21 protein-coding genes are annotated in these 25,677 nt (G+C 62.1%); 10 read left to right on the forward strand and 11 right to left on the reverse strand.

The window, feature by feature from the left end; translation table 11 throughout:
- Positions 1-5: 5 nt before the first annotated feature.
- Together LU684_RS12725 and LU684_RS12730 are read left to right on the forward strand one after the other, a co-directional pair.
- Positions 6-1,154, forward strand: coding sequence for a pyridoxal phosphate-dependent aminotransferase (locus tag LU684_RS12725; protein WP_232894699.1), 1,149 nt, complete (start codon positions 6-8; stop codon positions 1,152-1,154).
- Positions 1,142-1,933 carry an amidohydrolase gene (locus LU684_RS12730; protein WP_016484984.1) on the forward strand — a complete coding sequence of 264 codons (792 nt, stop codon included), beginning with the start codon at positions 1,142-1,144 and terminating at the stop codon, positions 1,931-1,933. Before LU684_RS12725 ends, LU684_RS12730 begins: the two co-directional genes overlap by 13 nt.
- A gap of 128 nt (positions 1,934-2,061) precedes the next feature.
- Here the strand turns inward: LU684_RS12730 and LU684_RS12735 are convergent, their stop codons facing one another.
- Together LU684_RS12735 and LU684_RS12740 are read right to left on the reverse strand one after the other, a co-directional pair.
- Positions 2,062-4,617, reverse strand: coding sequence for a PepSY domain-containing protein (locus LU684_RS12735; RefSeq protein ID WP_232894700.1), 2,556 nt, complete (start codon positions 4,615-4,617; stop codon positions 2,062-2,064).
- 97 nt (positions 4,618-4,714) lie between these two features.
- Positions 4,715-7,006, reverse strand: coding sequence for a TonB-dependent receptor (locus LU684_RS12740; RefSeq protein WP_232894701.1), 2,292 nt, complete (start codon positions 7,004-7,006; stop codon positions 4,715-4,717).
- Positions 7,007-7,227: 221 nt separating this feature from the next.
- On the opposite strand from LU684_RS12740, the gene LU684_RS12745 reads away from it, so the two are divergent.
- The 3 genes from LU684_RS12745 to LU684_RS12755 all read left to right on the forward strand — a co-directional run bounded on the left by LU684_RS12745 (position 7,228) and on the right by LU684_RS12755 (position 9,265).
- On the forward strand, positions 7,228-7,908 hold the full coding sequence (locus LU684_RS12745) for a Fe2+-dependent dioxygenase (protein ID WP_019472663.1): 681 nt from the start codon (positions 7,228-7,230) through the stop codon (positions 7,906-7,908).
- 3 nt (positions 7,909-7,911) lie between these two features.
- Entirely contained in the window at positions 7,912-8,679 is a 768-nt protein-coding gene (locus tag LU684_RS12750) for a tetratricopeptide repeat protein (RefSeq protein WP_016484988.1), read from the forward strand.
- Between the two features lie 169 nt (positions 8,680-8,848).
- The gene (locus LU684_RS12755; RefSeq protein ID WP_054833427.1) at positions 8,849-9,265 is read left to right on the forward strand and encodes a hypothetical protein; all 417 of its coding nucleotides are present in this window, start codon (positions 8,849-8,851) and stop codon (positions 9,263-9,265) included.
- 51 nt (positions 9,266-9,316) lie between these two features.
- On the opposite strand, the gene LU684_RS12760 is transcribed toward LU684_RS12755, so the two are convergent.
- Entirely contained in the window at positions 9,317-10,480 is a 1,164-nt protein-coding gene (locus tag LU684_RS12760; RefSeq protein WP_012270610.1) for a type III PLP-dependent enzyme, read from the reverse strand.
- Positions 10,481-10,974: 494 nt separating this feature from the next.
- On the opposite strand from LU684_RS12760, the gene LU684_RS12765 reads away from it, so the two are divergent.
- The 3 genes from LU684_RS12765 to LU684_RS12775 all read left to right on the forward strand — a co-directional run bounded on the left by LU684_RS12765 (position 10,975) and on the right by LU684_RS12775 (position 14,991).
- Entirely contained in the window at positions 10,975-11,472 is a 498-nt protein-coding gene (locus tag LU684_RS12765; protein WP_016484990.1) for a sigma-70 family RNA polymerase sigma factor, read from the forward strand.
- A gap of 20 nt (positions 11,473-11,492) precedes the next feature.
- Complete coding sequence (locus LU684_RS12770) at positions 11,493-12,455, forward strand: FecR family protein (RefSeq protein ID WP_024717614.1); 963 nt, start codon at positions 11,493-11,495, stop codon at positions 12,453-12,455.
- Positions 12,456-12,561: 106 nt separating this feature from the next.
- Entirely contained in the window at positions 12,562-14,991 is a 2,430-nt protein-coding gene (locus tag LU684_RS12775; RefSeq protein ID WP_232894702.1) for a TonB-dependent siderophore receptor, read from the forward strand.
- Positions 14,992-15,132: 141 nt separating this feature from the next.
- On the opposite strand, the gene LU684_RS12780 is transcribed toward LU684_RS12775, so the two are convergent.
- The 4 genes from LU684_RS12780 to LU684_RS12795 are packed head-to-tail and all read right to left on the reverse strand — an operon-like array spanning position 15,133 to position 18,578.
- Positions 15,133-16,290, reverse strand: a complete 1,158-nt coding sequence (locus LU684_RS12780; RefSeq protein WP_016484993.1) for an osmoprotectant ABC transporter ATP-binding protein OsmV — start codon at positions 16,288-16,290, stop codon at positions 15,133-15,135.
- A complete protein-coding gene (locus tag LU684_RS12785) occupies positions 16,287-16,940 on the reverse strand; it encodes an ABC transporter permease (protein WP_016484994.1) in 654 nt (217 codons plus the stop codon). The genes LU684_RS12780 and LU684_RS12785 overlap by 4 nt, the downstream gene beginning before the upstream one ends.
- Complete coding sequence (locus LU684_RS12790) at positions 16,937-17,851, reverse strand: glycine betaine ABC transporter substrate-binding protein (RefSeq protein WP_232894703.1); 915 nt, start codon at positions 17,849-17,851, stop codon at positions 16,937-16,939. Before LU684_RS12790 ends, LU684_RS12785 begins: the two co-directional genes overlap by 4 nt.
- Positions 17,852-17,858: 7 nt before the next feature.
- On the reverse strand, positions 17,859-18,578 hold the full coding sequence (locus tag LU684_RS12795; protein ID WP_016484996.1) for an ABC transporter permease: 720 nt from the start codon (positions 18,576-18,578) through the stop codon (positions 17,859-17,861).
- Between the two features lie 557 nt (positions 18,579-19,135).
- Here LU684_RS12795 and LU684_RS12800 point away from each other — a divergent pair.
- Positions 19,136-20,719 (forward strand): peptide chain release factor 3, encoded by a 1,584-nt coding sequence (locus tag LU684_RS12800; protein ID WP_016484997.1) that lies wholly within the window; start codon positions 19,136-19,138, stop codon positions 20,717-20,719.
- 34 nt (positions 20,720-20,753) lie between these two features.
- Here LU684_RS12800 and LU684_RS12805 read toward each other — a convergent pair whose 3' ends face one another.
- From LU684_RS12805 to LU684_RS12820, 4 genes are all read right to left on the reverse strand, one after another.
- Complete coding sequence (locus LU684_RS12805; RefSeq protein ID WP_232894704.1) at positions 20,754-21,833, reverse strand: polyamine ABC transporter substrate-binding protein; 1,080 nt, start codon at positions 21,831-21,833, stop codon at positions 20,754-20,756.
- A 52-nt stretch (positions 21,834-21,885) separates the two neighbouring features.
- Positions 21,886-22,227 carry a cupin domain-containing protein gene (locus tag LU684_RS12810; protein WP_016484999.1) on the reverse strand — a complete coding sequence of 114 codons (342 nt, stop codon included), beginning with the start codon at positions 22,225-22,227 and terminating at the stop codon, positions 21,886-21,888.
- A gap of 33 nt (positions 22,228-22,260) precedes the next feature.
- The gene (locus tag LU684_RS12815) at positions 22,261-23,667 is read right to left on the reverse strand and encodes an NAD(P)/FAD-dependent oxidoreductase (RefSeq protein WP_209953406.1); all 1,407 of its coding nucleotides are present in this window, start codon (positions 23,665-23,667) and stop codon (positions 22,261-22,263) included.
- 64 nt (positions 23,668-23,731) lie between these two features.
- Positions 23,732-24,532: a helix-turn-helix domain-containing protein gene (locus LU684_RS12820; protein WP_024717618.1), complete on the reverse strand. Its 801-nt coding sequence runs from the start codon at positions 24,530-24,532 to the stop codon at positions 23,732-23,734.
- Between the two features lie 211 nt (positions 24,533-24,743).
- Here LU684_RS12820 and LU684_RS12825 point away from each other — a divergent pair, with 211 nt between their 5' ends.
- A complete protein-coding gene (locus tag LU684_RS12825; RefSeq protein WP_016485002.1) occupies positions 24,744-25,643 on the forward strand; it encodes a hypothetical protein in 900 nt (299 codons plus the stop codon).
- Positions 25,644-25,677 lie beyond the last annotated feature (34 nt).

Genomic DNA, 25,677 nt, shown 5'->3' on the forward strand with positions numbered 1-25,677 from the left:
GCTCCATGATCCGCAGCAAACTGCCGAATGTCGGCACGACCATCTTCACCACCATGTCCCAGCTCGCCGTGCAGACTGGCGCGCTCAACCTGTCCCAGGGTTTCCCTGATTTCAACGGCCCGCAGGCCCTGCTCGATGCAGTGGGCCGGCATGTGGCTGCCGGGCACAACCAGTATTCGCCAATGACCGGGCTGCCGGCTTTGCGCCAGCAGGTGGCGGCCAAGGTGGCGCGGCTGTATGGCGCACAGGTGGATGCCGACCAGGAAGTGACCATCACCCCTGGTGCCACCGAGGCGATCTTCTGTGCCATCCAGGCGGTGGTCCATGCCGGTGACGAGGTCATTGTCTTCGACCCGTGCTACGACAGCTACGAACCTTCGGTGGAACTGGCCGGTGGTCGCTGCGTGCATGTGCAACTGAGCGACGGCGACTTCCATATCGACTGGCAGAAGTTCAGCGAGGCCCTGAGCCCGCGCACCCGCATGGTCATCCTCAATTCGCCGCACAACCCCAGTGGCGCCCTGATCACCCGCGAAGACCTTGAACAGTTGGCAATGCTGATTGCCGACCGCGATATCTACCTGGTCAGCGATGAGGTCTACGAGCATCTGGTGTACGACGGCGTCCACCACGCCAGCGTACTGGCCCACGAGCAGTTGTATCAACGTGCCTTTGTGGTCAGCTCGTTCGGTAAGACCTATCACGTGACCGGATGGAAGACCGGCTATGTGATTGCGCCCCCGGCGTTGAGTGCAGAGCTGCGCAAGGTGCACCAGTACGTCAACTTCTGTGGCGTGACGCCGCTGCAGTGCGCCCTGGCCGACTTCATGGCCGAGCACCCTGAGCATATCGATGAACTGCCGGCTTTCTATCAGGCCAAGCGCGATCTGTTCTGCGGCTTGCTGGAGGGCTCACGCTTCAACTTTACCCGCACGGCGGGCACTTATTTCCAGCTGGTGGATTACTCGCAGATCCGCCCGGACCTGAACGATGTCGACATGTCGCTGTGGCTCACCCGCGAGCACGGTGTGGCGACCATCCCGGTATCGGTGTTCTACCAGCAACCCATCCCCGAGCAACGCCTGGTACGCCTGTGCTTTGCCAAACGTGAGGAGACGCTGCGTCAGGCAGCGGAACGACTATGCGCGATCTGAGCACACTGCCCAACCTGAAAGTCGCCCTGGTGCAAACGACCCTGGCCTGGCACGACCGCGAGGCCAACTATGCGCACTTCGAGGTGCTGCTGGAACAGGTCGGGGAGGTGGATCTGGTGATCTTGCCGGAGATGTTCACCACGGGTTTCTCGATGCAGTCCGAAAGCCTGGCCGAGCCGGAAAATGGCCCGACCTATAAGTGGCTGAAGGCCCAGGCGAAGAAGTACAACGCGGTGATTACCGGCAGCGTGATCATCCAGGCCGCCGATGGCAGCCACCGCAATCGCCTGCTGTGGGCCCGGCCGGACGGCGAAATTCTGCACTACGACAAGCGCCACCTGTTCCGCATGGCCGGTGAGCACAAGCACTACACCCCCGGTGAACGCCAGGTGCAGTTCGAGCTCAAGGGCTGGCGGATCCGCCCGCTGATTTGCTACGACCTGCGCTTCCCGGTGTGGAGCCGTGACGCTCAGGACACGGACCTGCTGCTGTATACCGCCAACTGGCCGGCGGCGCGCCGTCAGCACTGGAATCGTCTGCTGCCGGCGCGGGGCATCGAGAACCTGTGCTATGTGGCGGCCGTGAACCGGGTGGGCACGGACGGCAAGGGCTTTGCTTATTCGGGCGACAGCCAGGTGCTGGACTTCCAGGGCGAGAGCCTGCTCAGTGCCGGTGAGGCAGACGGGGTGTTTACCGCCGTGTTGAGCGCTGCGGAACTGGCGGCGTACCGGGCCAAATTCCCGGCCAACCTGGATGCCGATACCTTCGATTTACACTGACAGCCTGTACCGGCCCTATCGCCGGCAAGCCAGCTCCCACAGGTAACCCACTGCCCTCGGGCCCGGTGCTGTACCTGTGGGAGCTGGCTAGCCGGCGATAGGCCAGTACCGACTACATCAATGAATGATCAGTAAACATCTCGCCGATACCGCCCATCCTCGATCAACTGCTGCACAGCGGCCTCCCCAAGCATGCCGTTGAGCGCCGCATCTACCCCCGCAGCCATCCCTTGCAGGCTGCCGCAGACATACACAAAGGCGCCATCCGCCACCCAGCGCTTGAATTCCTCGGCCTGCTGCAGCAACACATCCTGCACATACACTTTCTCGGCCTGATCCCGCGAAAACGCAAGGTCCAGGCGTGCCAGGTCGCCGCTTTGCAGCCACCCTTGCAGCTCGTCACCACACAGCAGGTCATGCGCCTGATTACGCTCGCCAAACAGCAGCCAGTTGCGCTGTTCGCCAGCGTTCACCCGGGCCCGGATCAGGCTGCGCAGGCCGGCCAGGCCCGTGCCGTTACCGATCAGGATCATCGGTGCAGCTGCCTCCGGCAGGTGGAAGCCGCTGTTGCGCCGCAGGCGCAGGCTCAGCGTACCGTTTAGTGGCAGGTATTCGGTGAGCCAGCCAGAGCCCAGGCCCAGGTTGCCATCGCTATGGCGCTCCTGGCGTACGATCAGCTCCAGCACGCCATCACTGGCGATGGAGGCGATGGAGTATTCGCGGCTGCCGATTGGCACCAGAGCGTCGACCAGCGCTTGCGGCTGCAAGCCGATCAGGTGATCACGGCGCGCGGGCAACTGGCGGCCAGCGAGGGCTTGGGCAAGGGTTTCGTCCAGACCGTTCACGTGTACCCGTGCACTGGCGTCCAGCGCCATGCCTTTGAGGAACGCGTCGATCCTTGGTTGCCCATTGAGTGGCAATATCTCCACCAGGTCGCCAGCGTCCCAACTTGCAGGCTCTTCAGCCAGCAGGCCGAGCAAGTACACCGGCTGGCCTTGGCTGCCCGGGTTGAGCAGTTCGCGACGCACCAGTGACCAGTTGCCAAAGCTTGGCGGCTGCCAGGCGGCCACCGGCTGGGCGCCCGTCAGTTGTGCCAGTTCCTGCTGCCATTGCTGCAGGGCGGCCTGGTCGGCGTTGTCCACCTCCACTGGGCTGAATGCACTGCTGGCTCCGCGCTCTCCCAGCCAGGCCTGCAGGCGGCGGGCGAAGCCGCAGAAGTGCGGGTACTGACGGTCGCCGAGGGCGAGCAGGGCGTAGTTGAGGTTGTTCAGCGCCCAAGGCTGGCCGAGCACCTTGCGCTCGAACGCGCGGGCGCTGTCGGGTGCTTCGCCGTCGCCAAAAGTACTGACCACGAACAGCGCACGGCGGGCCTGGCGCAAGTCGTCTTCACGCAGTTCGGCCAGTGCACGTACCTGCACTGGCAAGCCAGCTGCCTGCAACTGGCCGGCACTTTGCCAGGCCAGTTGCTCGGCAAAGCCGCTTTGGCTGGCGAAGCCGATCAACCAGCTGTCGTCGCTGCCATTGCTGCTGGCAACGTTGCCACGGGCTGCGCGTACCTGGCGTTTCTTGCGGCGGCGGTCGAGGTACAGCAGCCAGCCCGTGACGAAGAACAGCGGCATGGTCAGGCTGGCGAGGGTGACGATGATGCGCCCTGGCAGGCCGAAGTATTCGCCAACGTGCAGGGCGTAGACGCTCTGCAGCAGTTGGGCCTTGAAGGATTTGTCGGCGTAGCGGTCGTGTTTTTTTACCTGGCCGGTGGCCGGGTCCAGCATCAGGGTGTTGAAGGCGCGTGGGTGGTCGGCGCTGTCCAGCAGGTAGAACAGGTTGGCTGGCTGGCCGCCAACCGGTGGCAGGCGCAGGTTGTACGTGGCAAGGCCTGGGCCTGCGGCGTCCTTGAGGTTGGCCCAGATGGCGTCATAGTCGACCACCAGCGGCGGGGCGTTCTTGTCGACTTTCTGCGGGCCGTGGCGGCCACGGCCTTCACCGCGTTTTTGTTGCTGGCCGGCTGCCGGGGCGTCGGCCAGCAGCTTGTTCAGGCCTTCGCGGTACCACTCATAGGACCAGAACAGGCCGGTAAGGGCGAACAGAAGATAGAACAGCAGGCACCAGGTGCCTGCCACGGCGTGCAGGTCCCAGTTGAAGGCACGGCCTTTCTTGGCCCAGTCGAAGGTCAGCCAGGTGCGCCAGTCCAGCGCCTTGCGCGGCCAGCGCAGGTAAAGGCCGGACAGGCAGAAGAACACCAGCATCAGGGTACAGGCACCGGTGATCTGCCGGCCGGTGTCGCCCATGGCCAGGAAGCGGTGCAGGTTGAGCATGAGGTTGAAGAAGCCTTGCCCGGCCACTTCACCTTTGAGTTCGCCCGTATACGGGTCGGCATAGCGCAGCTCGCCTCGGCGCTCGCCCGGTGCTGGCGTGAAGAAGATACGTGCGGCGTTGCCTTCACGCACATCCACCCACAGCATCGACACCTTGTCATGCTGCTGGGCTTCGACCCGTTGCACCAGCTCGGCCGGAGGCAGCACGCCTTCGGGGCGCACTTCTACTTTGAGTACATCGGCATTGAACGCACGCAGCAGTTCTTCCTGGAACGAGTACAGGGCTCCGGTGATGCCCATCAGGGCCAGCACCAGGCCAGCGGTGATGCCAAAGAACCAGTGCAATTGGAACAGCGTCTTCTTCACCACATCGATCACCTTGTGTTGCTACCGCAGACTGCGCGGCGTGCATTATGCCTTGATACGCAAAAGCCCCGCTCAATGAACGGGGCCCTTGGTTGTTGCTTTAGAAGTGCACGCTGGTGGTCAGCAATGCAGTCCGCCCGGCCGCCTGGTTGGCGAAGTGGGTAGAGAAGGCCTTGTCGTAGTACACCTCGTTGGTCAGGTTCTGCACGTTCAACTGCAAGTCGACGTTCTTGGTCAGCTTGTAGGCGGCCATGGCGTCGTAGCGTACGTAGCTGTCAACCATGGTGGTGTTGGCCACGCTGCCGTACACGTCATCCACGTAGAACGCACCGCCACCCACGGTCAGCTTTGGCGTGATCGAGTAGGTCGTCCACAGGCTGGCGCTGTTGTTCGGGGTGTTCGGCAACTGGTTGCCATCGTTGGCCTTGCCCAGTGGGCCGCCGTCGATCTGGCGAGCCTGCATGTAGGTGTAGCCGGCGAATATCTGCCACTTGTCGGTGATCTTGCCGCTGGCCGACAGTTCGATGCCTTGTACGCGGGTTTCGCCGACGTTTTCGTAGGTGGTGGTGTCCACCTGGACGCGGGCGTTTTCCTTCTCGGTGCGGAACAGCGCGGCGGTCAGCGACAGGCGCTGGTCGAGCAGGTCCCATTTGGTACCGATTTCGTAGTTGGTGGTTTCCTCTGGCTCCATGTCACTGGCCAACAGGTTGCCGGTACGGTCAGGGGTGCCACCCAGCGGGTTGCCTTCTGTACCTTCGCCGAGCATCGAGCCTGGTGGCGTTGCAGAAGTGGCGTAGGAAACGTAGATACTGCCGTTTTCCGCCGGTTTCCACACCAGGCCCAGTTGGCCGGTCACGAACTCGCTGACATCCTTGCCTTTGGCGGTGGTGGTGCCAGCAGCGTTGTAGGTCTTGTAGTCGGTGTCGAAGTGGTCGTAGCGCAGGCCCATGTTGACCAGCCACTCGGGGGTCAGCTCCAGGGTGTCGAATACGTACAGTGCACGGGTCTTGCTGTTGGTGGTGGTGCCGGCGTAGTTGCGCGAAATGGCACCGTTCCACGGGTCATCCGGGTTCGGGTTGCTCAGCGAGGTGCAGTTGTAGCCGCTGGTGGCACCGATCATGCCCGGGGTGCAGTTGGTATTGGCAGCGCCGCCAGGGACCGTGTCGGTGTCGACGGTGTAGGACGAACGGTCGCTCTCTTCGCGGCTCAGTTCGATACCGGTCGAGAAGCTGTTTTTCATGCCACCGACGTAGAACTCGCCGAACAGGTCGGTCTGGTTGGTGGTCGTGGCGGTGTTGCCCACGCGGGTATTGGCACGGCGCCAGACGCTGCCGTTGTTGACGTTGCCCTTGCTGTCGTCAGGCTGGGTCAGGATGTAGTCCTGCATGCTGTTGCCGTGACGCAGGGTGTTCTTGATGGTCAGCGAGTCGGTCAGGTCGTGCTCGACCGCGAAGGTGGCGATGTCTACACGGCTCTTGCGGAAGTCGCGACCGGTCAGGCCGTAGAAATTGTCGCTGTCGCCGCCGTCATTCGGCTTGCTCGGGTGGGCCGAGGTGCGCCCGGCGCTGCCGTTGGTCGGGATGGTGTACGGAATACCCGAATCCGGCAGGTCATCGCTCTCCAGGTGGTAGTAGTCGAGGTTGACGCGGGTCGGCGTGCCCAGGCCGAAGGCCAGCGACGGGGCGATACCCCAGCGGTCGTAATTGACCTTGTCGCGGCCGGCAACGTTGCTTTCGTGGGTCATCAGGTTCAGGCGGCCGGCAACGGTATCGCTGAACTGGTAGTTGCCATCGAAGGTGTAGCGCTGGGTCTGGTCGCTGCCCCAGGTCCAGGCACCGTCCAGCGAGTTGCCCAGGTGCGCGCGCTTGCTGACCAGGTTGATGGTACCGCCGGCGGCGCCACGGCCACCGATGGCCGAGTTCGGCCCCTTGGCCACTTCCACCGACTCGATGGCGAAGATTTCGCGGGTTTGCGCGCCAGTGTCACGCACGCCGTCCAGGTACGTATCGCCCTGAGCGTCGAAGCCACGGATGAACGGACGATCGCCTTGCGGGTTGCCACCTTCACCGGCGCCAAACGTGATGCCTGGCACGGTACGCAGGGCGTCCTGCAGGGTCAGGGCATTGGTGTCCTTGATCACTTGCTGCGGGATCACGGTAACCGAGCGCGGGGTGTCCACCAGCGGCGCGGTGTACTTCTGCGAAGCGGCTTTTTCGACCTTGTAATCGGTGCTGGCTTGTTCAGCCTTGCCGTTGACGCTGGTGGCATCGAGGGTGATGGCACTGCTGGCGGCCGGGTCGGCGGCATACACCGACGAGGCGCTAAGCGCGACGCCGATGGCGGATACGATCAGGCGTGGCGAACTCACTGCAGATGGTACGTACTGGCGCATTGCTAAGGACCTTCCCCAAGGTGTTGAGGCGGCGGATCTTAATGTAAGCAATTGTGACTCACAATTGAGATTCGTTACCATTCGTGAGGAATTTACAATCTTTACAATTAGCCTTTACGGTTTCATCAAGCTGAAACGTCTTAAGCGGCGAAAGGGCTTGTGTAGCGCAAAAGGGAATCAATATCATTGGCGCCTTTACATTTCCTAACGGTGCTGCCGCCATGCTGCTTCACATCCCAGGCCTGTTTGACGCTGACGAACTGGCCCGTATCCGCGAGGCGCTGGAGCAGGCCGACTGGGCCGATGGCAAGGTGACTGCCGGTTACCAGTCGGCCAAGGCCAAACACAACCTGCAGTTGCCGGAAGGGCACCCGTTGGCCAAGGAAATCGGCACTGCGCTGATCGACCGCCTGTGGAAAACCCCGCGCTTCATGTCGGCGGCCCTGCCGCACAAGGTGTTTCCGCCGTTGATCAACTGCTACCGCGAGGGTGGCAATTTCGGCTTTCATATCGATAACGCCCTGCGTCAGCCCAAGGGCAGCCCGGAGCGGGTACGCACCGACCTGTCTTCCACGCTGTTCCTCAGCGACCCGGACAGCTACGACGGTGGTGAGCTGGTGATCCAGGACACCTATGGCGTGCAGCAGGTCAAACTGGCTGCCGGTGACCTGGTGCTGTACCCCGGCACCAGCCTGCACAAGGTCAACCCGGTGACCCGGGGCCAGCGTTATGCTGCGTTCTTCTGGACTCAAAGCCTGGTGCGCGAGGACAGCCAGCGGGCGCTGTTGTTCGAGATGGACAATGCCATACAGCAACTGACTGCCGATGTACCGGAGCACCCTTCGTTGCTACAACTGACCGGCACCTATCACAACCTGCTACGCCGCTGGGCCGAGGTCTGAGCCGTGTCTTACCAATTGCGGCGTGAAGAAGCGGTGGATGTCGCCGGCCTCAAGGCCATGCTCGAACACAGCCCCGGCCAAGCCGCCCAGGCGATCCTGGCGGCCGCCGGGCAGGGCGTGGTCGAGGCGCAGTTGCTGCTCGGGCAGATCCTGCTCGACGGGCGTGGCATCGAGGCGGATGAGGCCGTGGCGCGGCGCTGGTTCGGTATCGCCGCCCAGGGCGGCAGTGCCATGGCGCACAACATGCTTGGCCGGTGCCTGGAACATGGTTGGGGTGGCGATCAGGATGTGGCCCAGGCAGCCATTCACTATGCACGCGCGGCCGATGTCGGTCTGGACTGGGGCCTTTACAACTTAGGCAACCTGTTGGCCACGGGGCGTGGGGTGCCGGCCAACCAGGCCCAGGCCCTGCTCTGTTACGAGAAGGCCGCGCAGATGGGCCATGCCAAGTCGATGAACCTGTACGGGCGCTATCTTGAGCTCGGCATTGCCACGGCGGCGGGCCCCGCGCGGGCCGTGCGCTGGTATCGGCGCTCGGCGCAGGCGGGAGACTTTCGTGGGATGTTCAGCCTCGCGACGGTGCTGCTCGAGCGAGGGCAGGCTGCTGAGGCCGAGCCTTGGCTGGCGCGTGCACGAAAGGAGGGCAATGTGAACTTCCTCAAGAGCGCACTGGCCACACTGCAGACTGGCGGGGCACCGATGGCAGCCTATGTGCAAGCCTATGCCGAAGAACTGCAGCAACGAGTTGCCGAGGAAACGTCCACAGCTTAGAGACATGCCTGCGCTTCGATAATCTCCTCGCCCTCAATCAAAACGTAGTGCGGGCGGGGGGATGAATGGTATGACAGCAATAAACTTGGACACTTCTTTTACAGCCCAGCTGGACTGTCTTAATTGGGGCACGTCGATCAAGCCCGTAATGATCATCGAGAGTGCGTTCATGGACATGGCCGATTCTGGCTGGCTGTGCCTGCCTGAATCCTTCGATACAGTAAATACGACGCCGGTGACGCTGCGCTTCGATTTCATCGAGCGACGGGATAACCGTCGGCATTATCGGGTTACCTGCGTTACAGAGGGCTCGCACTACTTCGGGCGGCAAATGGATTCCAGTCTCAATCGATTTCTTGGTTTCTACCGATCAGTGTCCGACGATGTGTTCTGGAAGATCGAGGAGATTGGTGTGCATGGGGAAGGGGAGAACGCTCGTCCCGCATTCATTTTGCGAGATCGCCTGGGGTATACCGTGAAGATCAAAACCCACGGCCCGGGGCTCAGCCTCATTGCCTATCTGAGCACTCATAGTGTCACGAGCGATGAGGTGCACTTTACGTTGGCCGATTACAAGCCTCTGTGATGTACGGGGTATCGCTGCAGATAGAACGGGGCCTTGCGGCCCCGTTGTGCATTACAGGTAGTAAGCCTTCAGCGGCGGGAAGCCGTTGAATTCCACCGCGCTGTAGCTGGTGGTGTAGGCACCGGTCGACAGCCAGTACAGGCGGTCACCGATGGCCAGGTTCAGCGGCAGGCCGTATTTGTAGTTTTCGTACATGATGTCGGCACTGTCGCAGGTCGGGCCGGCGATGACGACTTCTTCGGCTTCGCCTTTCTTTTCGGTCCAGATCGGGAACTTGATGGCTTCGTCCATGGTTTCGATCAGGCCAGAAAACTTGCCCACGTCGGTGTAGATCCAGCGCTCGACGGCAGTGCGCGATTTGCGCGCCACCAGCACCACTTCGCTGACCAGGATACCGGCGTTGGCAATCAGCGAACGGCCTGGCTCCAGGATGATTTCCGGCAGCTCGTCACCAAAGTCTTCCTTGAGGAAGCGGATGATTTCTTCGGCGTAGGTTTCCAGGCTGTTGGTACGGGTGATGTAGTTGGCCGGGAAGCCGCCACCCATGTTGATCAGCTTCAGCTCGATGCCGTCTTCTTCCTTCAGGCGCTCGAAGATCACTTTGACCTTGGCGATGGCGGCGTCCCACACGCTGATGTCGCGCTGCTGCGAGCCCACGTGGAAGGAGATGCCGTAAGGCACCAGGCCCAGGTCACGCGCGAGGATCAGCAGGTCCATGGCCATGTCGGTCTGGCAGCCGAATTTACGGGACAGTGGCCAGTCGGCAGTGGTGGAGCCTTCAGTCAGGATACGCACGTACACTTTCGAACCCGGTGCGGCCTTGGCAATATTGCGCAGGTCGGCTTCCGAGTCGGTGGCGTACAGGCGCACGCCCTTCTCGTAGAAGTAGCGGATGTCCTTGGACTTCTTGATGGTGTTGCCGTAGCTGATGCGGTCAGCGCTGACGCCGCGGTCCATCACCTTGTCCAGCTCGTAGATCGAGGCGATGTCGAAGCTCGAACCTTTCTCTTTGAGCAGGTCGATGATTTCGACGGCAGGGTTGGCCTTGACGGCGTAGTAGACCTTGGCGAACTCGAAGCCCGCACGCAGGTCGTCATAGGCCTGGCTGATCATCTGGGTATCGATGAGTACGAACGGGGTTTCCTGCTTGTCGGCGAACGCCTTCATTTTCTGGAAGGTGTCACGCGCGAAATAATCTTCGACCTGGATCGACATGCTCAGGGACTCCATGGGCAAACTGAAAATTTAAGTGGCTGCAAACTGAACGTCCTCCGTATCCCCACTTTGGTTCGCCTACTCAGTACTTGAGCCGGATGGATCGTTTCCAGCATGGACGTTCGGCGCGCACTTTAGGGCGTGAAGAATGCAGAATCAACAGGCAATCCGGGCGTGATCGACCTGGCTCGACGACCAGCCATGTGAATAACCGACTCGTGTGACCGGCTGATGTTCCCTGCGATGTTTCAAGCGTTAAATATTGTGGAATACACCGTATTGGCGCTTTGGCGGGTGAAGCCGCTTCCATAGGGATTGTGGAATGCCTGCAGACGCGGGTTCACCTGCCAATGGGCCTCAGGTGTTCATATTTATGGCCACATTTTCCTGGTACCCACGTACAGGAAATCCTCCATAAATTTTTTGTTACCGACTGGCGGATTTGCTGGTTTTGATGCGAAACATTACTATTCGCACCCTTATCCGCCTCCCTGATGACCCAGACCGTGTCCGGACACAAAGGCTTCCTCGATCATTATCATGAGCTGATCGGCACCTGGACGCGCAAACTGCGCAGTCGTCAGCAGGCCGAGGACCTCGCCCACGATGCCTTTGTCCGGGTATTGGAAAACCCGCGCGAGCAGGTCGAGCAGCCGCGCGCCTACCTGCACCAGACCGCACGCAACCTGGCCGTAGATGGCTTGCGCCGCGAAGACCGCCGCCAGGCGCTGGCGCTGGAAGCCATCGACAATGGCACCACCGGCAGCGATGACCCGGAGGCCTATGTGCATGCGCTGGAACTGGCCGACAGCGTCGAGCGGGCGCTGGCCGAGTTACCGCTGAACTGCCGCCAGGTGTTCATCTGGCAGAAGCTCGAGGGCCTGACCCAGGCCGAGATCGCCGAGCGCATGGGGTTGAGCAAGAACATGGTCGAAAAGTATATGATCCGCACGCTCCGGCATTTGCGTGAGCACCTGGATGTGTCGGCATGAAGCGTCAGGAGACCTTTTCGATGAAACAGCACGGTACTGATACCGTCCGCGAGCAGGCGGCCGCATGGTTTGCCCGCGTGCAGGATGCGCCTCGGGATGCCGGGCTGCAAAAACAGTTGCGCGCCTGGTTGGCCAGCGACGAGCGCCACCGTCAGGAGTACCAGCACCTCAGCCGTGTGTGGCAGGCCGCCAACTTCATTCCACGCCAACGCCTTGAAGCGTTGTGCCAACCGGACCGGGTGCAGCAGTTGCCACGTCGGCGCTTCATGCGTCAGGCCCTGGCCGCCAGTGTGGCGGTGTTGGCACTGGGGCTGGGCTGGGGCGGCTGGCACTATCAACAACTGAATCACCAAGCCAGCGTGCAGACTGCCTTCAATGAGCGCCGCCAGGTCGAATTGCCGGATGGCTCGCAACTGGAGCTCAATGGCAGTACACAGTTGCAGGTCGAGTTCAGCGCTGGCCAGCGGCATATCCGCCTGAATGCCGGCGAGGTGATGTTCAGCGTCGCCCACGACAGTGCCAGGCCGTTTGTGGTGGACACAGCTCAAGGCCGTGTGACCGTGACCGGTACCCGCTTTGATGTGCGTCTGGACCCGGCCAGTACCCGTGTCGCGGTAGAGCAGGGTTCGGTGCGTGTGCAGGGCAAGGGCGCCGCCCTGGCGCAGCTTGCGGCTGGCCAGGGTTCGCACATAGATGCACAAGGCGCGGTGACCGCCCCCTACGCAGTCAATACGGCTGCCGTCACAGCGTGGCGCCAGGGCAAGCTGGTGTTCGACAACGCCACCCTCGCCGAAGTGGTGGCCGAAGCATCGCGCTACCGTAGCCAGCCGTTGCGCGTTGCCCCCGGTAAAGTCGCCCAGATGCGCCTTTCGAGTACCTTCAGCACCGACGACACCGACGCACTGTTGCGGGCCTTGCCGAGCATCCTGCCGGTGGCCATCAAGGCCCATGAAGATGGCTCCCGCGAAATAATCGCGAAATAGATTCAGGTTTTTTTCGCTCGTTCGTCTTCCTCGCCAGCTGCAACTGCCAAGCATTTCCATTTGCATGCAGTTGGCGTTTATTCCGCATTCAGGAAGTTTCGACGACGTGAACAACAACAAGCCTTTATTACGCTTGCGCGCCCTGTCGCTGGCCTTGGCGGTCAGCGCCGTGACTGTCAACAGCCAGGCCGCAGAGGCGGGCAAAACCCTCCAGATCCAGGCCCAACCGCTGGGTTCGGCACTGAACCAGCTCGGCCAGCAAACCAACCTGCAGCTGTTCTTCAGCCCCGAGCTGGTGGCGGGCAAACAGGCCCCGGCGGTGTCCGGCAACCTGGCGCCGGTGCAGGCGTTGCAACAGTTGCTGCAAGGCAGCGGGCTGACCTTCGAGATGTCCCAGAACACCGTGGTGGTAAAGCCGCTGCCGACGGCCCTCGACCTGGGCAGCGGCAGCCTGGAGCTGGCGCCCACCGACATCAAGGTGGTCGGTGACTGGTTGGGCGATGCCCAGCAAAGCGTGGTGCAGAACCACCCCGGCGCCCGCACCGTGGTGCGCCGCGAGGCAATGGTTGAGCAGGGCGCGATGAGCGTGCGCGACGTACTGCGTGGCATCCCGGGTGTACAGGTGCAGGACTCCAACGGTACCGGCGGCAGCGACCTGTCGCTGAACGTGGGCGTACGCGGCCTCACCTCGCGCCTGTCGCCACGCTCCACCGTATTGATCGACGGCATCCCGGCCGCCTTCGCGCCGTATGGCCAGCCACAGCTGTCGATGGCGCCGATTTCCTCAGGCAACCTGGACAGCATCGATGTGGTGCGTGGTGCCGGTTCGGTGCGCTATGGCCCGCAGAACGTGGGTGGGGTGATCAATTTCGTCACCCGGGCGATTCCGGAAAAGGCCTCGGCGGAACTGTCCACCACCCTTGAAACCTCCCAGCACGGCGGCTGGAAGCACACCGAGTCGGCCTTCGTCGGCGGCACGGCGGACAACGGCATGGGCGTGGCGCTGCTGTACACCGGGGTGAACGGCAACGGTTACCGTGAAAGCAATAATGGCAACGACATCGACGACGTCATCCTCAAGACCCACTGGGCGCCCACCGATGTCGATGAGTTCTGGCTCAACTTCCATTATTACGATGGCCGTGCCGACATGCCCGGCGGCCTGACCCAGGCGCAGTACGACAGCAACCCTTATCAGTCGCTGCGCGACTACGACTACTTCGCCGGCAGGCGCAAGGATGTGTCGTTCAAGTGGCAACGCCAGCTCGACGATGCCACCCAGTTCGAAGTACTGACGTATTACACCGACAGCTTCCGCGGCAGCGCCATCGCCTCGCGTGACATGAAGACCCTGTCCTCTTACCCGCGCAACTACCACACCTTCGCCATCGAGCCACGGGTGTCGCGCATCTTCTTTGCCGGCCCCACCACTCAGGAAGTCAGCGTGGGCTATCGCTACCTGAAGGAAGCGATGCGCGAACAGTCGACCCGCCTGGCGCTGATCGACAACGTGCCGACCGTGACCCCGACCTCTGACGGCCATGTGTTCCAGGACCGCAGCGGCGGCACGGAGGCCAGCGCGTACTACATCGACGACAAGATCGATGTGGGCAACTGGACCATCACGCCGGGCATCCGCTTCGAGCACATCAATACTGACTGGCGCGACCGCCCGGTGCTGGATGCCAACAACCGCCCGGTGGCGGAGAAGAAGCGCAGCATCACCAGTAACGAGCCACTGCCGGCCCTGAGCGTGATGTACCACATCTCCGACGCGTGGAAAGTGTTCGCCAACTACGAAACCTCGTTCGGGAGTTTGCAGTACTTCCAGCTGGGCCAAGGCGGTACTGGCAACAGCACGGCCAATGGCCTGGAGCCGGAAAAGGCCAAGACCTACGAAATCGGCACGCGTTATGACAATGGCGGTTTCGCGGGTGAACTGACCGCGTTCTACATCGACTTTGATGACGAACTGCAGTACATCAGCAACGACGTAGGCTGGACCAACCTCGGGGCGACCAAGCACCAGGGTATCGAGGCTTCGGTGCGTTATGACCTGGCTGGGCTGGACCCGCGCCTGGAAGGGCTTTCGGTGAATGGTGGTTACACCTTTACCCGGGCCACGTATGAAGGTGAAATCCCGGGCTTCAAGGGCCGTGACCTACCGTTCTATTCACGTCAGGTGGCCACCGCCGGCGTGCGTTACGCGGTTAACCGCTGGACCTGGAACCTGGACGCCTATGCCCAATCCAGGCAGCGCGCACCGGGGACCGGGATCAATGCCGATGGCAGCTTCAACGGCGACTACATCACCGAGCCGAGTGCGGATGGGCAGTATGGTGATATCCCGGGTTACGTGACCTGGCATGCCCGTGGCGGGTATGCGTTCGGGCCAGAGATGTCCAACCTGAAGCTGGCGGCGGGGGTGAAGAACCTGTTCGACAAGCAGTATTTCACCCGCTCCAGCGACAACAACGCCGGCCTCTATGTAGGTGAGCCGCGGACCTTTTATGTGCAGGCCAGCGTAGGGTTCTGACTGGAGATTGCTGGGGCCGCGTTGCGCCCCATTCGCGGGACAAGCCCGCTCCCACAGGTACAGTGTCAGTCTCAAGGCTTGCGCCGTACCTGTGGGAGCGGGCTTGTCCCGCGAATGGGGCGCGAAGCGCCCCCCGGCTTTCTACGAAACCACCGCTTCGGCTGGCGAGACGATGCTGGTCTTGGCCCCGCGCGATCTGCCCGAACTCAGGTACGCCGCAATCGACTCCTGCGTCACCTCGCCCAAAAACACCTGCTCGGCATCCAGCACCGGCAACCACGCCCGGTTGAACTCGTACATGCGCGACAGCAGGATGCGCAAATGTTCATCGTGCGACGCCGTGGCATTGAACGAACGCAGGAAGTCGCCACACGTCCCTTGCTGGCGGTGCATGTCACGTCGGCGCACATAGCCCAGTGCCTTGTTCTGTGCATCGGTCACCACGACATAGCGGCGGTCGTGCTCATCCAGCAGCTCGAGCGCATCGCTCACGGGCGTTTCCGGGCTCACCGATGGCGCGTTGTCCGCTGCATCCTCGGCGCGTACCAGCAGCAGGCGTTTGAGGGTGCTGTCCTGGCCAACGAAGTTGCTCACGAAGTCATCCGCCGGGTGCGCCAGCAGGGTGTCGGGGTGGTCCAGCTGCAACAGTTTGCCGGCACGGAAGATGGCAATCTTGTCGCCCAGCTTGATGGCCTCGTCAATGTCGTGGCTGACCATGATCACGGTCTTGTTCAGCGCCCGCTGCATCTCGAAGAACTCGTTCTGGATCATTTCGCGGTTGATCGGGTCGACCGCGCCGAACGGCTCGTCCATCAGCAATACCGGTGCTTCGGCCGCCAAGGCACGGATCACGCCGATCCGCTGCTGCTGGCCACCGGACAGCTCGCGCGGGTAGCGCTGCAGGTACTGCTTGGGTTCGAGCTTGATCATGTGCATCAGCTCACGCGCCCGCTCGTGGCACTTTTGCTTGTCCCAGCCGAGCAGGCGCGGGACCACGGTGATGTTCTCCTCGATGGTCATGTTGGGGAACAGGCCAATCTGCTGGATCACGTAACCAATGCGGCGGCGCAGGGTGACCTCGTCCAGCCCGGTAGTGTCTTCGCCGTTGATGAACACCTGGCCGGAGGTAGGGGTGATCAGGCGGTTGATCATTTTCAGCGTGGTGCTCTTGCCGCAGCCCGAGGGGCCGAGGAACACGCAGATTTCGCCTTCATTGACGGTGAGGTTCACCGAGTCGACGGCTTTGACGTCCTTGCCGTTGACGTTGAAGGTTTTGCTGAGGTTCTTCAGTTCGATCATGAGCGCAGTCCTTCTGGAGTCAGGGCACGTTGCAGGGTTTGCAGCAGCAGGTCGGCGATGATCGCCAGCAGGCTGACCAGTACGGCGCCGACCAGCAGCATCGACATGTCGCTGCGGCTGATGGAGGTAAGAATGAGTACGCCCAGGCCGCCGGCGCCGATGGTGGCGGCAATGGTCATGACGCCGATGTTCATGACTACGGCAGTGCGTACACCGGCGAGGATTACCGGTACCGCGATAGGCAGCTCGACCATGCGCAGGCGTTGGCCGAAGGTCATGCCAATGCCGCGTGCGGCTTCCCGGATACCGGGCTCGACATTGGTCAGGGCCAGGTAGGTATTTCGCATGATCGGCAGCAGCGAGTACAGGAACACTGCAGTGATCGCGGGTAGTGGACCCAGGCCTTGGCCGAACTTGGAGTAGAACGGCAGCAGCAGGCCGAACAGGGCAATCGACGGGATGGTAAGCAGCACCGTGGCGCTGGCTTGCAGCGGCCCGGCAACAGCCGGGAAGCGGGTCATCAAGATGCCCAACGGTACGCCGACGAGGATGGCCAGGCTCACTGCAACGCCCACCAGCATGATGTGCTGCCAGGTCAGTTGCAGCACCTGGGCCCAGTCCAGGTGGCTGAAGGTATCGATCAGGTTCATGGCTGGCCCTCGCTGTTCAGTGGGTGCTCGCGCAGGAAGGTGGCGGCCACGGTGCTCGGGTTCTGGTGCTGGACGTCAACCTTGGCGTTGAGCTGGCGCATGGTTTCGTCGTCCAGTTGCTCGGCCAGTGGCTTGAGCAGGGCGGCCAGTTGCGGGTTGGCGTCGAGCACGGCTTTGCGCACCACAGGCGCGGCGGTGTAGTCGGGGAAGTAGTGCTTGTCGTCTTCCAGCAGCTTGAGGTTGAACGCACTCAGGCGGCCATCGGTGGTGTACACCAAACCGGCGAACACCTGGTTGTTGCGCATGGCGGTGTACACCAGGCCACCGTCCATCTGGCGGATGTTGCGCCGGTCCAGCGGCAAGCCGTACATCTCGCGCAGGCCAACCAGGCCGTCGGGACGGTTGGCGAACTCGGTGTCCAGCGCCACCAGGTGGTTGCGCGGGCTTTCGTCACGCAGTACCTGGTTGAGGTCGCTGATGGTGTTGACCTGCGGGTAGGCGTCGGCCACTTGCTTGGGCAGGCCCAGTGCGTAGGTGTTGCTGAACTTCGACGGGGTCAGCCAGATCAGGTCCTTCTTTGCATCCAGCTCTTTGACCCTGGCGAAGGTGGCTTCGGCACTGGGCATGCGCTCGTCGATGTGGTTGTACGACACCAGCGAAACACCGGTGTATTCCCACATCAGATCAAGCTGGCCGGTTTCCTGGGCCTGGCGCGCGATGTTACTGCCAAGGCCGGTGGTGACGCGCACGTCAAAGCCATTGGCGCGCAGGTATTGCGCAGTGATTTCGGCGAGCACAGTCTGCTCGGTGAACACCCGCGCGCCGATGCGCACCAGCGGTTTTTCCGCTGCCTGGGCAAATCCTGCGAACAGCAGGGCCGAGCCCAGCAGCAAGGCGATTCTCTTGTTCATAGGTTCCCTATCCTTGTTGGGCCAGGCCACGTTCCAGCCAGCGCTTGCTGGAGAAACTCACCGCCGCGTCCAGCACCAGCGCCAGCAGTGCGGTGCAGGCGGCACCCAGCAGCAGCTGTGGCTGGTTGTTCAGGGCGATGCCGGGGAAGATCAGGCTGCCCAGGCTGTTGGCGCCGATCAGGAATGCCAGTGGCGCGGTGCCCACGTTCAATGCCAGGGCCACACGTACACCCCCGACGATGATCGGCACGGCATTCGGTAGCTCCACCTGCCAGAGTTGCTGGCGCGGGGTCATGCCGATGCCGGTAGCGGCTTCCTTGAGCGAGGCGGGGACGTTTTTCAGGCCCTCGTAGGTGTTGCGCACGATGGGCAGGAGGGAGGCGAGGAACAGCGCGAAGATCGCAGGCCCGGCGCCTATGCCCAGGATACTGAGCGCGATGGCCAGAACGGCCAGGGGAGGGATGGTGTTGCCAACGTTGAAAAACTGCATGAAGCGTTCGGCTTTGTCGACCCGGTGCGGTCGACTGAGGGCAATGCCAGCCGGGATGCCCACGGCCAGCGCCGCCGCCATCGAAGCCAGCACCAGAACCAGGTGCGCTTGCAGGTAGAACCCAAGATCGTCGCGGTAACGCGCGATCGTGTCGATGCCGATCCAGTGGACCAGCAGGGCCAGGATGACGAGCACGGTGGCGCATCCCAACAGCCCTTTACCGTAGCGTTTAGCCACAGGCGGACTCCTTGTGTTGTCGGCGAGCACACTTCTTTTTTGCCGGCCAGTCCTGGCGGCGGTTGGTGTGTTCGCGAGTAGCAGCGTGACGCACGCCGAAGGCTGCGATCAGGCCATGAGCCGAACCCCGTCGGGCCCGAAAATGCTGATGAAACCAGTCCCCAACCGAAGCGGGTTGCAGGGGAATGGACGTCTCCGTGGGCGTAAAGGTTCCCATTTGAGGCGGCATTTGGCCAGCGTTAATCACTGGGTGTCAGGAATTTTGTCGAGAAAAAACAGCAGCTTAATGCGCTGCAGGCGTTGAAATAACTGCGCTTTGGCCATTTGTCGCGATAAAGCGATTGCCAGATGTTTTTTTTGCCATTGGGCTGGCCCTGTCGCCGGCAAGCCCGCTCCCACAGGTCTGCGCAAGGCTTGAAAACAGCGCAGGTCATTGTGGGAGCGGGTTCACCCGCGAGACGCCGGCGCAACTGCCGCTGATTCAGCAGATTTTGGTCCCAGCCCAACTTCAGGTATGATATCGCCCCTTTTTGAATCCCCCAGTCAGGCGATTTCCCATGACCAACCAGGCCGCCGAAGTCGCGAAGCGCCGCACTTTCGCAATCATTTCCCACCCCGACGCCGGTAAGACCACCATCACCGAGAAGCTGCTGCTGATGGGTAAGGCCATTGCCGTCGCCGGTACCGTGAAGTCGCGCAAGTCCGACCGCCACGCCACTTCCGACTGGATGGAAATGGAGAAGCAGCGCGGCATCTCGATTACCACCTCGGTGATGCAGTTCCCGTACCGCGAGCACATGATCAACCTGCTCGACACCCCCGGCCACGAAGACTTCTCGGAAGACACCTACCGCACCCTGACCGCGGTGGACTCGGCGCTGATGGTGCTCGACGGCGGTAAAGGTGTAGAGCCGCGTACCATCGCCCTGATGGACGTCTGCCGCCTGCGTGATACGCCCATTGTCAGCTTTATCAACAAACTCGACCGTGACATCCGCGACCCGATCGAACTGCTCGACGAGATCGAAGCCGTTCTGAAGATCAAGGCTGCGCCGATCACCTGGCCGATTGGTTGCTACCGCGACTTCAAGGGCGTGTACCACCTGCGCGGTGACTACATCATTGTCTACACCCCGGGCCACGGCCATGAGCGTACCGAGGTGAAGATCATCGAGAAGCTCGACTCCGATGAAGCCCGCGCGCACCTGGGTGACGAATATGATCGCTTCCTCGAGCAGCTTGAGCTGGTACAGGGTGCATGCCATGAGTTCGACCAGGACGAATTCATCAACGGCCAACTGACGCCCGTGTTCTTCGGTACGGCGCTGGGCAACTTCGGTGTCGACCATGTGCTCGATGCCGTAGTCGACTGGGCGCCGCGCCCGCTGGCCCGGGTCGCCCACGAGCGTACCGTGGAGCCGGTGGAAGAAAAGTTCACAGGTTTCGTGTTCAAGATCCAGGCGAACATGGACCCGAAACACCGTGACCGTATCGCCTTCATGCGCATCTGTTCGGGCAAGTACGAAAAGGGCATGAAGATGCGCCACGTGCGTACCGGCAAGGACCTGCGCATCGGTGATGCGCTGACCTTCTTCTCCTCTGAGCGCGAGCAGCTGGATGAGGCCTTTGCCGGCGACATCATCGGCCTGCACAACCACGGTACCATCCAGATTGGCGACACCTTCACCGAAGGTGAGGCGCTGGGCTTCACGGGGATTCCGCACTTTGCCCCGGAACTGTTCCGCCGCGTGCGCCTGAAGGACCCGCTCAAGTCCAAGCAGCTTCGCCAGGGCCTGCAGCAGCTGGCCGAAGAAGGCGCGACCCAGGTGTTCTTCCCCGAGCGCAGCAACGACATCATCCTCGGTGCGGTGGGTGTGCTGCAGTTCGATGTGGTCGCCAGCCGCCTGAAGGAAGAGTACAAAGTCGAATGCGCCTACGAGCCGATCACCGTGTGGTCGGCGCGCTGGATCAGCTGTGACGACAAGAAGAAGCTCGAGGAATTCCAGACCAAGGCCATGGAAAACCTGGCTATCGACGGTGGCGGGCACCTGACCTACCTGGCGCCGACCCGGGTCAACCTGGCGCTGATGGAAGAGCGCTGGCCGGATGTGAAATTCCGCGCGACCCGCGAACACCATTAAGGCCTGAAATCGGGGGCTGCAAAGCAGCCCCATTTCAATTTCCGGCTTTGATACTGGTCCAGATCCGGGTGCGAATGCGGTCGATCTTCGCTGGCATCGCCTCCAGCGCATACAACTTGCCCATCATGTCTTCGCTCGGGTAAATCATCGTATTGCCCTTCATGGCCGGCTCCACCAGCCCGTCCGCCTTCAGGTTGCCGTTGGCGTACTGCACATGGTTGCTGATGTTGGCCATCACCTCTGGCTGCAGCAGGTAGTTCATGTAGGCATACCCGGCTTTTTCGTCCGGTGCATCGGCCGGCATGGCCACCATGTCAAACCACATGGGCGCGCCTTCCTTGGGTATCGAGTAGCCCACCTTCACCCCGTTCTTCGCTTCTTCGGCACGGTTTTTCGCTTGCAGCACATCCCCCGAGAAGCCCACCACCACACAGATATCGCCATTGGCCAGGTCGCCGGTGTACTTGGACGAATGGAAGTAGCTGATGTACGGCCGCACCTGCATCAGCAGGGCCTTGGCCTTTTCGTAGTCCGCCGGGTTCTGGCTGTGGTGCGGCAGGCCCAGGTAGTGCAGGGCAATCGGCAGCAGTTCGGGGCCGTTGTCCAGCACGGCGACGCCACAGCTTTTCAGCTTGCTCATGTACTCGGGCTTGAAGATCAGGTCCCACGAATCCACCGGCGCGTTGTCGCCGAGCACCGCCTTGACCTTGTCGATGTTGTAGCCAATGCCGGTACTGCCCCACAGGTACGGGAAGCCGTACTGGTTGCCGGGGTCGTTTACCTCCAGTGCCTTGAGCAGCACCGGGTTGAGGTTTTGCCAGTTGGGCAGCTGCGACTTGTCCAGCTTCTTCAGGGCCTTGCCCTGGATCTGCCGTGCCATGAAGTGGTTGGAGGGGAACACCACATCGTAGCCGGAGTTGCCGGTCATCAGCTTGCCGTCGAGGGTTTCGTTGCTGTCGTACACATCGTAGGTGGGCACGATGCCACTGGCTTGCTGGAAGTTCTTCAGCGTGTCGGGGGCGACGTAGCTGGACCAGTTGTAGATTTTCACCGTTTCGGCGGCGCTGGCCACACTGGCGGCCAGCATCAGAGGAGCGAGAAGGAGCGTGCGCATGTCGGGTTTACCTTGCTTTGTCTGTTGTTATCGAAGGCAGGCGATCAGCGGATCAGAAGATAAGTACGTAGGTCTTGCGCACGGTCTCCTGGATGTCCCAGGTGCCTGTGCTGTTGGCCGGTAGCATCAATGCGTCTCCGGCTTCTATGACCAGGGGTTCGCCACCGTCAGGGGTGAAGGTGCAGCGGCCCTTGATGAAATGGCAGAACTCCTGTTGCACGATCTGCCGCCGCCAGCGCCCGGGGGTGCACTCCCAGATGCCGGTCTCGACGCCATCACTGCGCTCCACGCAGGTGACAGACGTTACAGCCACGGGGTCGCCAAGTGGCACCGCGACCGGGTTGGAGCTGTCGAGCACAGCGCTGTCGGTGTTCTTGAACTGGGTGATGCTCATGACCGGTGGATCCTGTGCAGTTGATAAGGGAAGTCAGTGCATGAAGCCTTCCATGAAGTCCGCAAGCGAGCTGGCCAGGCGCCGCCTCCACGGCGCGCTGGCGGGGTTGGCGAGGGTGCGGTCCTCGTGGACGAAGCTTTGGATGATCGCGTTGTAGCCCAGCCAGCGGCAGGGCTCGGGCGGCCAGCTGGCCAGGCTCGAAACCGGGCGGTTGTCCAGTACCCAAGGTTGTGCCGTCAGTTCGTTGTGCTGGTTAAGGATCAGCGCGGCCAGGGTGCGCCCGCCCAGGTTGGTGGCACCGACGCCTTCGCCACCGTAGCCACCGGCCAGGGCAATGCCGCGCTGGCGGTCGCAGAGCATGTGCGGGCGGAAGCGCCGCGCCATGCCCAGGTTGCCGCCCCAGGAGTGAGTGATGCGCACATGCTTGAGCTGGGGGAACAGCTCGCTGAACAGGTAGCGGCGCAGTTCGATTTCGTGCGCTTGGAGGTTGAAGTTTTCGCGCAGGCGGCCACCGAAACGGTAACCACCGCGTGCGCCGAATACCAGGCGGTTATCGGCAGTACGCTGGCCGTAGGTGACCTGCCTGCTGCTCTCGCTGAAGGCTTGGCCCTGGCTCAGGCCGATCTGCTCCCAGGTGGCCTCCGGCAGCGGTTCGGTGGCCACCAGCAAGCTCTGCACAGGCAACTGGTGCTTGCCCAGCGGCGGCAGGCTGGCCGCATAGCCTTCAACAGCGGGCACCATCCACTGGCAGCGGATGCGCGCCAGCGGGGTGCGCACTTCGCCGGGCTGCCAATCGATTGCAGGGGTGTTTTCGTAGATCGGCACACCCAGCGCTTCGACCGCGCGCGCCAGGCCGCGCACCAGCTTGGCCGGCTGGATGGTTGCGGTGTGCGGGCTGTAGATGGCGCCAAACGCATTGCTGACCCGCAGCTGGCTGCCCAACTGCTCGGGGCGTAGCCAGCGGTAGTCATCCTCGGTCATGCCTTGGCGATACAGGTCGTCGAGGTAGGCGCGCAGGCTGCGCTCCTGCTCCGGGTAGCGTGCCGCGCAGTACAGCACACCCCCTTTGCGGTAGTCGCAGTCGATGCCTTCGCGCTGCAGCACGGCGTGTACTTCATCGGGTATGCCGTGCAGCAGGTCGATGCTGGCGCGGCGCTGTTGGGGCGACAGGGTGGCCAGCAAGCGGTCTTCGCCCAACAGGTTGCCCATCAGCCAGCCGCCATTGCGCCCAGAGGCGCCGAAACCGGCAATGTTGGCGTCGATCACCACGATGTTCAGCTGTGGCGCCTGGCGCTTGAGGTAGTAGGCGGTCCACAGGCCTGTGTAGCCGGCGCCGATAATGCACACATCCGCGTGCAGGTCTTCGCGCAGGGCCGGGCGGGCGCACAGTGGCTCGTCGAGCTGGTCCATCCACAGGCTTATCGTGCGCAGGGGTTGCATCGGGTTCGACTCCACATCCGTCAAGGTCTGTGGGTGATCCTAGTGATGTGGGCCGGCCGCTGTCTTACGTGCGTGCACGCAGGGAAAATTGCTTCAGGTAAGCCTTGGGTGTGAACCCGGTGTGTTCACGGAAGCACTTGTAGAACGCCGACAGCGAGTTGAAGCCGGCGCTGAAGGCCAGCTCATCGATCGTCGCTTCGACGCTGTCATCGTCAAGGCTGGCCATCAGGTGCTGCAGGCGGGCCTGGTTGACGTAGCGGTAGAAGCTTTGCCCCAGCACCTGGTTCAGCAGGTAGGAAATCTGGTTGCGGCTGTAGCCACTGGCGTCGGCGACTTGCTGCAGGTTCAGTTCTGCGTCCAGGTAGGGGCGCTTGCGCTGGAAGTAGTGCTCCAGGTCCTGGGCCATGGTCGACAACTGCCGGGGTGACAGGCCCAGGCGACTGGTTGCCGGGCGCGGGCCTGCGCTGGCGTGGCGGGTGCCGTTGTGGCGGACCAGCGTGGCGTATTCGTTGACCTGCCAGATAAGCCCGTCCTTGACGGTGATCGCTTCGCTGGACTTGAACGCTACCAGGCCGTCACCGCCCTGGACCGTGACCTGGTACTGGATGAACGCTGTGCAGCCGTCGACGCGGATGCGGTCGCTGTGGACGATGTCTTCGCCGGCCTCATGGGGCAGGCAGGCGCGGACGTAGTCGCGCAGCTCCTGGTAGCCGAGCACGCGGTTCTGGAAGAAGTCGTGGTACTGGATGTCAGGGTGGTAGAGCGCCATCACGCCGTCTAGATCGCGGTGCTTCCAGCACAGGTGATAGCGCAGCACCGTGTCTGCGGTAATCGGGGTGTGGGCAGGGCCATCAGGGAGCGTCATGGGTGAATGATGCCTCGTCGCCAAGTTTGCGACAAGAATGCAGAACACCTGATGCACAGGGCCCAGTCGCGCAATTTGCACGATTCAAAATTAATCCGTTTTTCCAACTCATTGTTTTTCAATGGGTTAATTTTTTGTCACAACTGGCACAGCCGCTGCAAAGGTTACTGCGCGAATGGACTTGTCGCTAACCACTTAAGGCGAAAACATCATGATCACCCCTGCCGACTATCCCGCTGTCGATTCACAAAGCCGCTCAGGTGTCTCCTGGGCTGCGATCTTCGCTGGCGCCGCTACTGCAGCTGCCTTGTCTCTGATCCTGGTGGTCCTTGGTGCAGGGCTTGGCTTTGCAGCCACTTCACCTTGGGCAGACGAGGGGGCGAGTGCAAAAGCCTTGGGCATTTCCACCATCGTATGGCTGCTGCTGACGCAGATCATCGCTTCGGGCCTGGGTGGCTACATTGCCGGCCGGCTGCGGGTGAAATGGGCCAACCTGCATGGCGATGAAGTGTATTTCCGCGATACCGCGCATGGTTTCCTGTCCTGGGCCGTAGCAACTCTGGTGGCTGCCATGTTGGTGCTGGGTGCTGCGGGCAACCTGGTGGGTGCTGGTGCCAGTGCAGCTTCGCAGGCGGCTACCGTATCGGCCGCTGCCGGTGGTGCCGCGGCGTCCGGTGACAACAACGATTCGATGGGCTATTTCGTCGATAGCCTGTTCCGTGGGGATGGCCCGGCGCCGGTCAGCGAGGATGCAGCCAATGGCGTGGCCGCACGCATCCTGGCCAAAGGCATTGCCAGCGATGGTGCGCTGCCTGCCGAAGACCGTACCTACCTGGCGCAGCTGGTGGCCCAGCGTACGCGCTTGACCCAGGCCGAAGCCGAAGCCCGTGTCGATCAGGTGATGGGCCAGGTGCAACAGCTGAAGCTGAAGGCCAAGCAAGCCGCTGATACCGCCGCCAAGGTCGCTGCCTGGACAGCGCTGTGGACCTTCGTCGCGCTGCTGTGTGGCGCCTTCTTCGCCAGCCTTGCAGCGCTCTACGGTGGTCGCCGCCGTGACCAGGTGCAGTGGCTGGAAGGCGAATACGTAGCCCATCGCACCATTCAACGTTAAGCAAGGAGAACTGACATGCGCTCGATACTGCTCT

It is taken from the genome of Pseudomonas sp. NMI542_15, assembly GCF_021283425.1.
Lineage (GTDB): Bacteria > Pseudomonadota > Gammaproteobacteria > Pseudomonadales > Pseudomonadaceae > Aquipseudomonas > Aquipseudomonas fortuita.

Coding starts and splice junctions, on each gene's coding strand:
- LU684_RS12740 (WP_232894701.1), bottom strand. CDS start 7,006: ATGCGCCAGTACGTACCATCTGCAGTGAGTTCGCCACGCCTGATCGTA.
- LU684_RS12785 (WP_016484994.1), bottom strand. CDS start 16,940: ATGAACCTGATCGATACCTTCAGCCACCTGGACTGGGCCCAGGTGCTG.
- LU684_RS12755 (WP_054833427.1), top strand. CDS start 8,849: ATGGACATGGCCGATTCTGGCTGGCTGTGCCTGCCTGAATCCTTCGAT.
- LU684_RS12725 (WP_232894699.1), top strand. CDS start 6: ATGATCCGCAGCAAACTGCCGAATGTCGGCACGACCATCTTCACCACC.
- LU684_RS12810 (WP_016484999.1), bottom strand. CDS start 22,227: ATGAGCATCACCCAGTTCAAGAACACCGACAGCGCTGTGCTCGACAGC.
- LU684_RS12760 (WP_012270610.1), bottom strand. CDS start 10,480: ATGTCGATCCAGGTCGAAGATTATTTCGCGCGTGACACCTTCCAGAAA.
- LU684_RS12790 (WP_232894703.1), bottom strand. CDS start 17,851: ATGAACAAGAGAATCGCCTTGCTGCTGGGCTCGGCCCTGCTGTTCGCA.
- LU684_RS12815 (WP_209953406.1), bottom strand. CDS start 23,667: ATGCAACCCCTGCGCACGATAAGCCTGTGGATGGACCAGCTCGACGAG.
- LU684_RS12780 (WP_016484993.1), bottom strand. CDS start 16,290: ATGATCGAACTGAAGAACCTCAGCAAAACCTTCAACGTCAACGGCAAG.
- LU684_RS12770 (WP_024717614.1), top strand. CDS start 11,493: ATGAAACAGCACGGTACTGATACCGTCCGCGAGCAGGCGGCCGCATGG.
- LU684_RS12745 (WP_019472663.1), top strand. CDS start 7,228: ATGCTGCTTCACATCCCAGGCCTGTTTGACGCTGACGAACTGGCCCGT.
- LU684_RS12820 (WP_024717618.1), bottom strand. CDS start 24,532: ATGACGCTCCCTGATGGCCCTGCCCACACCCCGATTACCGCAGACACG.
- LU684_RS12765 (WP_016484990.1), top strand. CDS start 10,975: ATGACCCAGACCGTGTCCGGACACAAAGGCTTCCTCGATCATTATCAT.
- LU684_RS12800 (WP_016484997.1), top strand. CDS start 19,136: ATGACCAACCAGGCCGCCGAAGTCGCGAAGCGCCGCACTTTCGCAATC.
- LU684_RS12805 (WP_232894704.1), bottom strand. CDS start 21,833: ATGCGCACGCTCCTTCTCGCTCCTCTGATGCTGGCCGCCAGTGTGGCC.
- LU684_RS12825 (WP_016485002.1), top strand. CDS start 24,744: ATGATCACCCCTGCCGACTATCCCGCTGTCGATTCACAAAGCCGCTCA.
- LU684_RS12730 (WP_016484984.1), top strand. CDS start 1,142: ATGCGCGATCTGAGCACACTGCCCAACCTGAAAGTCGCCCTGGTGCAA.